The sequence below is a fragment of the Leptospirales bacterium genome (genome assembly GCA_019694655.1).
Taxonomy (GTDB): domain Bacteria; phylum Spirochaetota; class Leptospiria; order Leptospirales; family Leptonemataceae; genus SSF53.
Genome location: JAIBBN010000005.1, coordinates 68445 through 80786 on the forward strand (window position 1 = coordinate 68445; position 12342 = coordinate 80786).

Below are 12342 nucleotides of genomic sequence, written 5' to 3' on the forward strand. Positions count from 1 at the left end.
AAAAGCGACGGCCGCGCCCACAACATTGCCATGAATCTCGCTGAATTTACGCTCTACGAACAAATGCGCATCAATGACGTTGAATTGCAGCGTCGCCGAGAGCAGCTCCAGCTGACCAGCGCAAGTCTGGCATTGTTACCGCGCTTCAAGAATCTGGTTGGAATTCATGCCCGGTCGCTCGTCGACGCCTTCTATTCGAGACAGCTGGCGATGGAAGAGGTGCAGCTGATCATTGGCGACGAGGAGACCTTGAAACGATTGAAAATCGCACAGCATTCCTACATTCTAGAGTTATTTGGCGGCGACTACGGCGTGAAGTATGCCAATACCAGATTGCGGATTGGAATGGTGCACAAGCGCCTGGGAGTGGAGCCCAAGCTCTTTCTGGCCGCGATGCGCAATCTGCGGCAAGTATTCCTGGAATTCTTTGAGATTCAGATCAGCGATCCCGTCGAACGCGATGCGCTGATGGAAGCGCTGGACAAGCTGTTCTTCTACGACATGTCGCTGGTATTTGATACCTACATACAGAGTTTGGTCGTCGAAGCCAGGCTGGCAAGCGACAAGTCGGAACGCTATGTTGCGGCGCTGGAAGAAAAGTACGCCTTGCGCACCCGGGAGCTGGAGGATCTGGTTCGGCGGGACTCGCTGACTGGATTGTTCAATCAGGGAGTGCTGCGCGAGATACTTTCTCAAGAAATTGCCATGGCGCAGCGCACCCGACAGTCCCTTGGATTGGTCTATATGGATGCCGACAATTTCAAGGAAATCAATGATCGCATTGGACACCTCAAGGGCGACGAAATTCTGGTAACGACGGCCAGGCTCATCAAGAAGCATGTCGGTCACGACAACTTTGCCTTCCGCTATGGCGGCGATGAGTTCTGTGCGCTTTTGATCGGCTATACCGAGGACATGTTGCATGATTGGTGCGGAGCCTGGGCCGCGGAACTTGAAGCTCTGTGCAGCGGGGTTCATTTCAGTATAGGCTATGTGCAAATCGGTCCGGAGAACTACCTTGGCGTAGAGGATTTTATCGACGCCGCCGACAAGCGGATGTACGCCGAAAAAAATCGAAGCAAGAGCTGGCGCTTCGGTTCGCCGGACAGCGCCACAGCTTCCTGATGCCTTGTAGCGCAACCCGGAGTCGGCCTAGCGCCTCAGCTTGTGAAACAGGGCGCCGCCAAAGTCGCGCAACTTTTCCAGCGCGCTGTAATCTCTGGCCTTTTGAGCCTCGGCCGCGGCCAGCCCCAGATCGAAATGACAGCGTCGCAGGGTTGCGGAGAAATCGCGGCGCAATGCCTCGCCGCTGGAACGCTTGCGCCAGCGCGGAAAGAGCGGCCGCCAGAAGCGCACGCTTTCGTGCAGACCGCTGGAATGGGATAAGGGATTCTTTTTCCGATTCAGGATATAGTCAGGCAGCAGCTCGGCAAAAGCCCGGCGCAGTATTTCCTTTTCGCGCCCAGTGCCATGTCGCAGCGGATAGGGCAGGGCCAGGGCAAGTTCGGCCACCTTAAGGTCGAGGAAAGGCGTGCGCACTTCTACTGTGGCTGCCATTCCCATGCGATCGACGCGTTGCAACTCGGTGCGGTGCAGCTGAGCAAGCTTGTAAAGCCGCAGCGCCTGCTCTGCTGCCGGATCAGCGGCGCGGGCATACATGTCGTAGCCGGCAAAGAGTTCGTCGCTGCCGTCGCCGCAAAGGGCTATGCGCAGGCCTTCGTTGTGAATGGCGTGGAATAGCGGGGCGCAGACGGCCGCGTTGATCAGATCGCCGTACTCGCCAAGCTCCGACTGCTCGACAGCGCGACGCACTGTCGCGCGCGTAATTGCGCGAGCCTGTATTCGCAAATGACGGATGCCGCGCTCCTGGCAAAAGCGCGCAGCGCTCAGCATGTCCTCGCTATCCGGCGCGCCAATCGTCACGGCAATCGTGTCCGGTCTCTGCCGTCGGCAGAGTTCGAGTACGATGGAGCTATCCAGTCCGCCGCTGTAGATGACCGCTGCCGGCAGTTGCGGGTCGAGGCGTGCGCTGACCGCAGCCTCCAGGCGGCGTCGCAGTTCCGACGCCCACTGGTCGGCGCCCGTCAGATGCGATAAGGTCGTTGCCGAGCGCTTGCTGAAGTCGACCAGATCAAACCACTGGCCGCTATCTTCCAGGCCGCGCTCGCTGGCTCTCAGCCAGGCGCCCGGCGGCAGGGCGTGAATGTCGCGTTGCTGATCAAAGGCTCGGTACTCCGAAGCGACAACAAATTCGCCGTCGCCTGCCTGGAAGTAGAGCGGCTTGATGCCAAAGGCGTCGCGCGCAAGTAAGACTTCGCCGCGGGCAGTGTCCACCAGGGCGCAGGCAAATTGCCCCTGGATTGCAGAAAGAAAGGGAAGACCCTCGTGGATCAAGCCCAGCGCCAGGACCTCGGTATCGCCCTCGGTCACAAAATTCAGTCCGCGCTGGCGGCGCAATCCATCCCGCAAGCTACGATAATTGTATACCTCTCCATTATATAAAAACACATACCGACCGTTTTCAAATTGCATCGGCTGTCGCGAAAGATGTAGGTCGACGATGGGCAGGCGGCGGACCGCGCCGGCAAACGCGACTTGCATGGCCAGCCCGTCCTCCATTCCGCGATGCAGTAGCGCCTGATGCATGGATTGGATCCGCAAGTTGCGGCGCGGGCCATCGGCGGAGAGGAGCAGACTGATGCCGCACATTGCTACAGACCCAGCGAGTCCAGCGGAGCGCTTTCAGCAGCGGCCATGGCTTGCGGTGAAAAACAGAGGTGCAGGCAGGGTCCTTCATTCATAGAATTTGCCAGGCCGCGGTGCAACAGCTCGCTGGCAATGTGCGCCAGAGCTGCGCGCTGGCTTTCGTCGCAGGCCAGCAGGTCCGCCGCCGCACCGGCGCAGTGGGCGCTTGGCGTCGGCGCCTGGTAGCCAAGCTCTGCCAGACGCGTCTGATGCTTGATGCTGCGCAGAAAGCTGGAAGCAAAAAGCGGAGGGGACTGGGGCGAAAGGCGCGCCGCTGCGAGGGCAACCTGATTGGTCAGACGATAGCTCAGCTGACTGGCAAAGAGCGTTTGCATCCCGGCGCTGTGCGGTTGGCGCGGGCGCCGGCGCAGGCGTCGGCCGATGCGCTGCAGCAGGTTTCGCGGCGCCGCCTCGAAGCGAAAAGCTGGCGGCGCCTCCGGGGCCGGGTCTAGCAGGCTGAGCACTGTGCTCCCGCGCTCGATGGCTGGATCATCGTCGAACACTGGCCAGTCGGCATACCAGTAGGCTTCAATCAGATGCAGCGAGAGCGTTTGCAAACGACGCTGCTGTCGAAGCGGATCCTCATTTGTTGATTGCAGCAAGCGGCAATTCTGCCGGTAGGTTGCCAGTAGCATTTGCTGGCGGCTGGTATCGCCGCAAAGCAGGTGGAGCAAAGACTCGATCTGGGCCAATTGCGCTTCCTCGCGCTGCAAAGCATTGGGGCGCCGGGCGCTGCGCGACGCACCTTCCAGAACTCTGGTGCGATACTCCGTCCAGTTCGATTGCAAGAGCGCTGATCCCACGTTGCATTGGACGCGCCTGCAGGCGCGCAAGATCCATTCAGAATGGTCCCGATTTTACTGCGACCGTGAAATATCTTCGACCGGCCATTGCTGCGCTGCTGATTGCGCCCGGGAATCGGTCGACGGCGCAGCGCTCTTTTGCAATTCTGGTCAAACCCGGCTCTTTCCCTCCGCCGGCCAGGACCCCCATGCTCTCCACCAGCAAGATCAGTCTGAAATACGGACAGCGTACGCTTTTTGACGATGTGAACCTGAAGTTCACTCCCGGCAACTGCTACGGTTTGATCGGGGCCAACGGCGCCGGCAAGTCGACCTTTCTGAAGATTCTGGCCGGAGAGGTGGAAGCAAGTTCCGGCGAGGTGATCATTCCCGGCGATCTGCGCCTGGCTATGCTGCGCCAGAATCACTACGAATTCAATGAATTCACGGTTCTAAAGACAGTCGTCATGGGTCACAAGCGACTCTATCAAATCATGGAAGAGCGCGATGCGCTCTATGCCAAAGAAGATTTTAGCGACAAGGACGGCGAACGCGCCTCGGAGCTGGAAGAAGAGTTCGGCGCCATTGGCGGTTGGGAGGCGGAAAGCGAAGCTGCGGCTTTGCTGGAAGGCCTGGGCATCAAGGAACCGCTGCACCAGAAGGCAATGGCCGAGTTGAACGATATGGAGAAGGTGCGCGTGCTGCTGGCGCAGGCGCTCTTTGGCAATCCTGATATCCTGCTCCTCGACGAACCTACCAACCACCTCGACGTAGCCTCAATCCTCTGGCTGGAAGAGTTCCTGGCCAATTTCGCCAACACCGTGATTGTGGTAAGCCACGACCGGCACTTCTTGAATCAAGTTTGTACGCACATCGTCGACATCGACTTCAGTAAGATAACGATGTACGTGGGCAACTACGAGTTCTGGTACCAGTCAAGCCAGCTGGTGCTGAAGCAGAAGAAGGACGAGAACAAGAAGAAGGAAGAGAAGATCAAAGAACTCAAGGAGTTTATTGCGCGCTTCTCTTCCAATGCTTCCAAAGCGCGTCAGGCTACCTCGCGCAAGAAATTGCTGGATAAGATCCAACTCGATGACATTCGACCCAGCACGCGCCGCTATCCGTACATCAATTTCAAGCCGGAGCGCGAAGCGGGCGACAACGTTCTCTTTGTTGAGAATGTCAGCAAGTCGATCGATGGCGTGCAGTTGCTGCAAAATGTCAGCTTCAGTTGCAAGAAGAATGATAAGATCGCAATCATTGGCGGCGAGCAAAATGCGCGCACGGCATTGCTGGAGCTGCTGGGCGGCGAGATCGAGGCCGATGGCGGCGAGGTGCGCTGGGGCGTTACCACCACGCGCGCCGTGCTACCGCGCGAGTACGATCGTTTTTTCACCGGCGATCTGAACCTTGTCGACTGGCTGCGCCAGTATTCCAAAGATCAAGAAGAGGGCTATATCCGCGGCTTTCTGGGGCGCATGCTTTTTGGCGGCGATGAGGCCCTGAAGAAAAGCAATGTTCTCTCCGGCGGGGAGAAGGTGCGTTGTATGCTATCGCGTATGATGCTCTCCGGGGCCAATGTTCTTATCTTTGATGAGCCTACCAACCACCTTGACCTGGAGTCGATTACCTCCTTGAACAATGGTCTTGCTGAATTTCCAGGCATGATCGTTTTTTCATCGTACGACCACGAGCTGGTGCGCACGGTTGCCAATCGCATTCTGGAAATCACCCCCGAAGGCGTAATCGATCGACTGATGACCTACGATGAATATCTGGAAAGCAAGCGCCAGGAGCGCGTGGCCGCCGCCAGGTAGATCGAAGTCGGCGTAAAGTCCCTGTCGTCCATGCGTCATGAAAGGCTTCGGAACCTGGAGCACTAAGCTCGATGTCGCGCTAATTACCGGCCTGTATTTTGGGCAGGCGCTTTCCGCCTCTCACACGGTCCGCTGTACGCTTCTCGCGCGGGCGGATGGTCTGCATGCGTCCGAGAGCTATCAGCTACTGAAGCGCGAATCTGGATCCGTCCCCTGAGCGGGGACAAACTCACAGAATTCGCAATCGAGGGCGCCATTCTTGAGTCGCAGCGACTGGCCGCGCTCCAGGGCGATGCTGCCAAGGCCATCGCGGTTGGCCGAAAAGATCCAGGCGCGGTAGCCCCCAAAGTTCTGACGAAGGGCGTTGCCAAAGTCGGTATAGAGCGCCGCCAGGTCTGCTGGCTTCAACCGTTCGCCATAAGGCGGGTTGGTCAACACGATGCCGGGGGGCGGAGGCGGTCGCAATTTGCGAGCGTCACAAAGTTGAAAGTCGATGGCGTGGGCCACATGGGCTCGTGCTGCATTGGAGCGGGCCAGCCGCAGGCTTTCAGCATCGTTGTCAGCGGCAATGATCGGTCGCGTTGGCTGCCTACGTTCGGCGGCGGCGGCCTGATCTTGTGCCGCGGCGCGTAGTTCCTGCATTATGCGCGCATCAAAATCCGGCCAGCGCTCAAAGGCAAAGCTGCGTTTATGGCCCGGCGCAATCCCCAGGCTTTTCATTGCCGCTTCGATGGCTAGCGTGCCGGCCCCGCACATCGGATCGACAAAGGCATCCTCCGAGCGCCAACCGCTGAGCGCCACCAGGCCCGCAGCAAGGCATTCATTGAGCGAGGCCTGGCCATGGTCCAATCGATACAGGCGGTGGTGCAGGGGCTCGCCACTGGCATCCAGCGAGAGGTCCACCTGATCCTCGTCAATGTGCAGGTGCAGCCGAATATCCGGTTTCTTCAAATGTATCGAAGAACGCTGGCCGTGGTCCTGACGCTGGCGGTCGACAATCGCATCCTTGGCCTTCAGGGCCGCAAAACCGCTGTGGCGAAAGATGCGCGAATGAACGCTGTTCTCTATCAGAAAGGTGCGTTTGGGCGGCAGCCATTCGCTCAAGTCGGCCTCGAAAATGCCCCGGTAGAGGCCCGTATCGCTGCGGGCCTGAAAACTGGCTACGGGTTTGAGGATACGAACGGCGGTACGCAGCTGCAGGTGGGCTTGGTAGAGCAGGCGTCGGTCGGCGCGGAAGCGCACCGCCCGGCGGCCGCTGCGGACCGAGCGTGCGCCCAGTTTGCTCAACTCGGCGCTCAAAATGCCCTCCAGGCCGCCGGGGACAAGGGCTGTATATTCGTCTCCTGATAGAATGGGCCTGGGCCGTTTTGGGGGGGGCATGTGTGCCAAAAAGGAAATGCGCGCGCGGGCCCTGTGTCGATGATAATATCGGGCGAGCGACGTTTTCAGAACGATTCGATGTAGCGCAGGCGCTGATTGATGCGTAAGAGCAAGGAAGAGCTAATCGCCCTGATCGACGACGCCGTGGACCGCGGACAGGCGGTCAGCGTACTGACCTATTACCTGACCGACTATGGCGAACAGGTCTTGAATCTGGCGGCGGAGCGCATCCTCAGCCGCTACAATCGCACCGAATTGACTGATCTGGTTTACACCGCCTTGAAAGAGCTGGTGATGAATGCCACCAAGGCCAACTTGAAGCGAATCATACTGACCGAGGAGGGGCTCAATCCCGACTTGCCCGCTGACTACGAACGCGGCATGAAGCTGTTCAAGGAAAGCCTGCCCGAAAAGAGAATCCAGCAATACCGCCGCAAATTCCGCGACTATGATCTGCCGGTCAAGATCCGCTTCGACTACCGTCCTTTTCAGGCAATGCGCGTCCGAATTACCAATCGTTTTCCGCTGCTGGCACGTGAGGAAGAGCGGGTGCGAGAGAAGTTCAAACACGCCGGAAACTACACCGACCTGGTGCAGTTTTACATGGATCATGGCGACGAGAGCGAGGGCGCTGGCATGGGCCTGACCCTGGTGGTTATTCTGATGAGTCAGCTGGGCATCGATCGTCGACTGTTCAATGTCTATTCCCACGACCACCCGGAGGAGACCGTGGCCAGTCTGGAAATTCCGCTGGCGCCGGACTATGAGTCGGAGCGACAGCGCTTCGAGCGCGAGCGTCAGCAGTCCGGTTTGAGCCACGACGACTTTCGCAGAAAGTTTCGGAAACGCGAGGGCGCGCTGTGAGCGAAGGGCGCGACCCATTTCTGGCAGTGATTGAGTACATTCTTTCCAGCGCCAGCGATGATGAGTTGCTGACTGTCGAAGAAGCCATTCGTCGGCGAAGACAGAAAGGGCCGCTGGACCGTATGAACTTTCGCGACATGGCGCGCGAGACAGCGTCGCGAGTGGAAACGCAGATGCCAGACATCCATGCCATGACGCGCCGCCTGGTGGGCGGAATCATCATGGAGCAACAACCGGGAATTCCCCAGGCGCACCTCGATGCCCTGCTCGACCACTTTGCTCCGGACAGCGCCGCCTTGAGCGCCCGCGCTCGAGCTCGCGAGGGACAGCTTCCTCCAGAAATTCTTTCCAGCATGATGCGACAGTTTGTGGCTTTCAGCCTGGGTCGAATGCCGGCGGCTGAAGAACGTGATCTTCGGCAAAGCATGCCCGATTGGCCGGAGCGCTACTGGGAGGCCTTCTCCGAAGAGACGCGAATCGTGCTGCGCGACATGATCCGCGAGGCCGGCGGCGCCGTCGGCCGCTGAGTTGACGGCTTCATCGGCCTGCGTTCAGCTGCCAGCGATGCGACTGATTTCCTGGAATGTGAACGGGATTCGATCCTGTCTGGGCAAAGGCTTCCTGGAATTTGTGACGCGCGAAGCGCCGGACGTTCTCTGCTTGCAGGAAACGCGCGGCTATCCCCCTCAGATCGATCAACTCTTGCCGGGCTACCAGAAACTCTGGAGCCACGCCGAGAAGAAGGGCTACAGCGGCACGGCGATTTTCGTTAAGGAATCCCTGGCGGCGACGCCGCTGAAACCGGGCATTGGCAAGACCGAACACGACCGCGAAGGACGCGTGCTTGGCGTCGACCTGGGCGATTTCATCCTGGTCAATGTCTACACGCCGAATTCCGGCGAGGATTTGAAGCGCCTGGAGTACCGGCAAATCTGGGATCGAGAGTTTGCCAGCTACATCAAGAAGCTGCAAAAGAAAAAACCGGTGGCTTTGTGTGGCGACCTCAATGTGGCCCATAAGGAAATTGACCTCGCGCGACCGCAGGCCAATCGCAAGAACGCAGGCTTTACGGATGAAGAGCGGGCCGGTCTGGACCGGCTGCTGGCTGTCGGTCTGCTGGATACGTTTCGCAGCCTGTACCCTGAACGCCGCGAGGCTTACAGCTGGTGGAGTTTTCGAGCCGGCAGCCGCGCTCGAAATATTGGATGGCGCATTGACTACTTTCTGATTTCCGAGGCCTTGCGTCCGCGATTGCAGGAGGCGTGGATCTCGCCAGAAACGCCTGGCTCGGATCACTGTCCGGTAGGCTTGCAGCTGCGCTGATTCAAGTTTGCATTTAGAGCGCGTCCCAAAACCCCATCCGTTGAGTTTTGGGACCGGCTCTTACTGTGGCGCGCTCATTTCTACAATCATTTGCTGAACGGCAGCCTGCATCCGCTGACGCAGCTGACGCACGGCTTCTTTCCCTTCGCCTGCTGGATAGCTCTGTGGCGGCAGGACTTCGCCAATGCGGACAACAATCGTTTGGTCCGGCGGCCCGCCGCCAGACCATCGATTTAGATCGCTGAATCCGTGGGCGCCGGTGATAGCAACCGGCAGGACCGGGGCGCGGCTGCGCAGCGCGATACGCGCCGCGTAGCTGCGAAAATTCTGCAGCTGGCCATCGGGGCTGCGCGAGCCTTCGGGAAAAACGACCAGCGCCTGGCCCTCCGCCAGCCGTTTACTGATACGCGCCAGCAGGTCTTCGTAGTAGGCGACGCTGGCGCTGGAGTCTTTGCCCCGGTAACCCCGAATGATCGGCAGCAGATGCGCCTCCGTAAAGAACTGATAGGCGGAGTCAGCGGCTTCGCGCGCAAATTCGATCGCCGCCCGCGGAACGCCGGCGCGCGCGGCTTCCTCCTCTACCTTCTCCAGTCTGGTGCGAATGTCTGGACGCAGCAAATCCGCTTTGGCCAGGAAGAGCAGCGGTCGGCCAAGATAGAGTTCCAGCAAGGCGGCATCAATCAAATCGCTGTGGTTGCAGATGACCAGCAAGGGGCCGGCAAGCGGAACACGCTCGCTTCCTTCCACGCGAAAGCGCGCCACGGCATTGAGCAGGCTATGCAAGAATTCGCGGCTGCGGGCAGCGTCCACCGCGGCAGCTCAGCGCGCGGCCAGTTGCCGCAGAAATTCGTTGCGCTCGTCTGGCGATCGACGCTGAAAACGGAAGTCGCCAGCAATCGCCTGAAGACGATGCGCATTGAGTTCTTCGCCGCCATAGGATTTGCCGACCATTGCCTGCATGGCGCCCAATGCTTGCTGCGCTTCAATCCAGCCGCTATCGTAAGCAGCCAGGGAAAAACCCGGTCCGCCGCGACAGGCTCGCGGCAGTGTCAATTCGCCGTTCTGCAGCAACGGTCGCAGCGATTCGGGCAGGGCCTCGCTAACGGCGTTGACCATGGCGTCTTCGTCCGGAGCGTCCGTGGATAGATTGATCCATACAGCATCCACCGGATTGACCTTGCCGTGAATGCGCAGACAGTCCTCGGATAGCCGGCGGATCATGCGCGCCGCGTCGCGCGTCAGCGCTTCGCGACCCTGGAAGTTCAATTTATACAAGTATTTTTCCAGGTCGTCGCCGGCCAGATCGCCGCGCAACAGCAACTGGTAGAGCAGGAAGATCAAGTAATCGCCTTCGGTATTATCGCCCATCAGTATCTCGCGGGCGCCGCTGGGCTGCATCTGGCGATTTTCCAGCAGCGTGGCCAGCTTGTAACTGATCTGGTCGAAGAGGCTCTGCAGGCTGGAGCCCAGGAATTTTAGCGAACGCTCCCAGCTGGCCTGCCAGCCCTGCGTCAGCATCTCATTGAGATTGCCGATCGTTTCCATGACCTTCTTGACCATGTTGTCGAAGGCCCCTTGCAGGTGCTTCAGATGCAATCCGCTGTAATCGATGCTGTGCACTTCGAAAACCGCGGAAAGCGTGCGACGGAAGAAATGAGGCGAAGCAGAAATGAAAAGCAAGGGGCGGGCGCCCTCGGCGCTGCCCTGCAAGGTTCGGTAGACCTCCGGCAGTCCGGCAATCGGCGATTTCAGATCTGGCGATTGGAAGAGCGTCTCAATCAGGCCCTGGCGCGAATGAATCGGCGTATCCAGGAAGGTCTGATCGATATCCGAGGTGATAATCGGTCCGCGGTATTCGGAGGGCATGACCCAGAGCTTGCCATAGCCGATGGCAATATTCTTTTTCAAAATCAAACTATCGCCGTTGCCAATGAAGGCAAGATCCGCAACGCTCTGACGCAGGCTATCGATTCCGCGCAGCATAATGCGCATTGTATAGCGGCCTGGCGCCAGCTGCTCGGTCATTGCGTAATCGAAAAAGCTGTCGTCGCCGGCGTTGAACTCCTCCGAGGAAAAGACCACGGGATAGGATGATGATTCTGCGGGCCGAAAAACCGCGGGATCGATGGAGATAATTTCTATTTGCAAACGCGGCCGGCGTACGGCCATCATGCTGAAGTCCTGCATGGGCCGGATGGAAGCTACCAGCGAGCGCGGCAAATTGTGAAAGGGATCCCATTCTTCGCTGCGCTGACTGAGCGTGACTGGAACGTCGACCACCTGCCCGCGGATGCGAATGCGTCCAGATTGTCCGCAGGCGCCATTCAACAGCGCTATGCGCTTGCGATCAAAGGGCGGCGGTACGTTCGATTCTCGCTCTTGCTGTTCTTCTGCTTGCATGCTGGGGATGGGATCAGAGCCTTCGGGCGCCAGTGCGCGCCCGCTCTGCCTCCGGCAGGGGGCCGCGCCTTGGCCCGGTCTGTCATGCAAAAAACGCCGCGCCGCCGCTCGAGGCCCCGATTCCGATGAATCAAGCAAATCCCCTGCCGGTCATTATCTATTCCGAGCGCTACAACATGGATCTCGGCCTCCATGTCTTTCCCGCTGTCAAGTTTGGCCATATCGCCCGGCGCTTGCGAGGCGATGCTCGGTTCAAGAAACACCGCATAGTCGAGCCGCAGCCCCTCAGCCGGGAGCAGGCGCGGCTGGCCCATAGCCGCTCCTACCTGGATGATTTGCTTCGCCTGCAGGTTACCCGTCGGACGCACCGCAGCGAGCTGCCTCTCAATCAGGAAATTGTCGACGCCTTCATGCTATCCTGCGGCGGCACGCTGGACGCCGCCCGGGCGGCCCTTGAGGGGCGCAGCGCGATCAATCTGGGCGGCGGATTTCATCATGCCTTCCGCGACCACGCCGAGGGCTTCTGCTATCTGAACGATGTCGCAATCGCCGTACGCACGCTGCAAAAGGAGCAACGGATCAAGCGCGCTCTGATCATCGACCTGGACGTTCACCAGGGCAACGGAACGGCGCGCATCTTTCGCTACAGCCGCCACGTTTTTACTTTTTCGATGCACGAAGAGAACAACTATCCAGTCAAAGAAAAGGGGTCGCTGGACGTTGGCCTGCGCAGCGGCTGTGGCGATGAGGAATACCTCGAAACGCTGGGCGCTTCGCTGGAAAGCATTCGCCAGCAATTTGAACCGGATCTGGTAGTTTACGTGGCAGGCGTCGATGTTTATATGCGCGATCGATTGGGCGGGCTGGCGGTATCGCGCGAGGGCCTGGCCCGGCGCGATCAAATGGTACGCGATGCGTGGCCCGATGTGCCGCTGGCCGCCGTGCTGGCCGGCGGCTACGCCATCAATGACGAGGAGACAGTAGACCTGCATTTCCAGACCTGCGAAGTGCTGGCCGGATTCAAGTAAGGC

The 12342-nt window shown here is 59.2% G+C and carries 11 protein-coding genes; 6 read left to right on the forward strand and 5 right to left on the reverse strand.

Translation table 11 applies throughout. The features are described from left to right. Nucleotides 1-30 precede the first annotated feature (30 nt). Nucleotides 31-1125: a GGDEF domain-containing protein gene (locus K1X75_09865; protein ID MBX7058357.1), complete on the forward strand. Its 1095-nt coding sequence runs from the start codon at nt 31-33 to the stop codon at nt 1123-1125. 27 nt (nt 1126-1152) lie between these two features. On the opposite strand, the gene K1X75_09870 is transcribed toward K1X75_09865, so the two are convergent. Both K1X75_09870 and K1X75_09875 read right to left on the reverse strand, forming a co-directional pair. Further along, nucleotides 1153-2709 carry a hypothetical protein gene (locus K1X75_09870; protein MBX7058358.1) on the reverse strand — a complete coding sequence of 519 codons (1557 nt, stop codon included), beginning with the start codon at nt 2707-2709 and terminating at the stop codon, nt 1153-1155. A gap of 2 nt (nt 2710-2711) precedes the next feature. Then, nucleotides 2712-3548 (reverse strand): hypothetical protein, encoded by an 837-nt coding sequence (locus K1X75_09875; protein MBX7058359.1) that lies wholly within the window; start codon nt 3546-3548, stop codon nt 2712-2714. Nucleotides 3549-3736: 188 nt separating this feature from the next. Here K1X75_09875 and K1X75_09880 point away from each other — a divergent pair, with 188 nt between their 5' ends. Next, a complete protein-coding gene (locus K1X75_09880; protein MBX7058360.1) occupies nt 3737-5344 on the forward strand; it encodes an ATP-binding cassette domain-containing protein in 1608 nt (535 codons plus the stop codon). Between the two features lie 180 nt (nt 5345-5524). Here the strand turns inward: K1X75_09880 and K1X75_09885 are convergent, their stop codons facing one another. Continuing rightward, nucleotides 5525-6643 carry a hypothetical protein gene (locus K1X75_09885; GenBank protein ID MBX7058361.1) on the reverse strand — a complete coding sequence of 373 codons (1119 nt, stop codon included), beginning with the start codon at nt 6641-6643 and terminating at the stop codon, nt 5525-5527. A gap of 180 nt (nt 6644-6823) precedes the next feature. Between K1X75_09885 and K1X75_09890 the strand changes: the two genes are divergently transcribed. From K1X75_09890 to xth, 3 genes are read left to right on the forward strand one after another with little or no spacing between them, the layout of a single operon-like run. Next, nucleotides 6824-7588 carry a hypothetical protein gene (locus K1X75_09890; GenBank protein MBX7058362.1) on the forward strand — a complete coding sequence of 255 codons (765 nt, stop codon included), beginning with the start codon at nt 6824-6826 and terminating at the stop codon, nt 7586-7588. Continuing rightward, the gene (locus tag K1X75_09895) at nt 7585-8115 is read left to right on the forward strand and encodes a hypothetical protein (GenBank protein MBX7058363.1); all 531 of its coding nucleotides are present in this window, start codon (nt 7585-7587) and stop codon (nt 8113-8115) included. Before K1X75_09890 ends, K1X75_09895 begins: the two co-directional genes overlap by 4 nt. Nucleotides 8116-8152: 37 nt before the next feature. After that, nucleotides 8153-8911, forward strand: coding sequence for an exodeoxyribonuclease III (xth, locus tag K1X75_09900; GenBank protein MBX7058364.1), 759 nt, complete (start codon nt 8153-8155; stop codon nt 8909-8911). Between the two features lie 60 nt (nt 8912-8971). Here the strand turns inward: xth and K1X75_09905 are convergent, their stop codons facing one another. Together K1X75_09905 and K1X75_09910 are read right to left on the reverse strand one after the other, a co-directional pair. After that, complete coding sequence (locus tag K1X75_09905) at nt 8972-9721, reverse strand: 1-acyl-sn-glycerol-3-phosphate acyltransferase (GenBank protein ID MBX7058365.1); 750 nt, start codon at nt 9719-9721, stop codon at nt 8972-8974. A 9-nt stretch (nt 9722-9730) separates the two neighbouring features. Then, on the reverse strand, nt 9731-11311 hold the full coding sequence (locus tag K1X75_09910; GenBank protein ID MBX7058366.1) for a hypothetical protein: 1581 nt from the start codon (nt 11309-11311) through the stop codon (nt 9731-9733). 125 nt (nt 11312-11436) lie between these two features. Between K1X75_09910 and K1X75_09915 the strand changes: the two genes are divergently transcribed. Beyond that, the gene (locus K1X75_09915; protein ID MBX7058367.1) at nt 11437-12339 is read left to right on the forward strand and encodes a histone deacetylase; all 903 of its coding nucleotides are present in this window, start codon (nt 11437-11439) and stop codon (nt 12337-12339) included. Nucleotides 12340-12342 lie beyond the last annotated feature (3 nt).

What these genes read in the sequence shown, in the direction of transcription:
- K1X75_09865 (MBX7058357.1), top strand. Translation starts at nt 31, where the DNA reads ATGAATCTCGCTGAATTTACGCTCTACGAACAAATGCGCATCAATGAC.
- K1X75_09870 (MBX7058358.1), bottom strand. Translation starts at nt 2,709, where the DNA reads ATGTGCGGCATCAGTCTGCTCCTCTCCGCCGATGGCCCGCGCCGCAAC.
- K1X75_09880 (MBX7058360.1), top strand. Translation starts at nt 3,737, where the DNA reads ATGCTCTCCACCAGCAAGATCAGTCTGAAATACGGACAGCGTACGCTT.
- K1X75_09890 (MBX7058362.1), top strand. Translation starts at nt 6,824, where the DNA reads ATGCGTAAGAGCAAGGAAGAGCTAATCGCCCTGATCGACGACGCCGTG.
- xth (MBX7058364.1), top strand. Translation starts at nt 8,153, where the DNA reads ATGCGACTGATTTCCTGGAATGTGAACGGGATTCGATCCTGTCTGGGC.
- K1X75_09910 (MBX7058366.1), bottom strand. Translation starts at nt 11,311, where the DNA reads ATGCAAGCAGAAGAACAGCAAGAGCGAGAATCGAACGTACCGCCGCCC.
- K1X75_09915 (MBX7058367.1), top strand. Translation starts at nt 11,437, where the DNA reads ATGAATCAAGCAAATCCCCTGCCGGTCATTATCTATTCCGAGCGCTAC.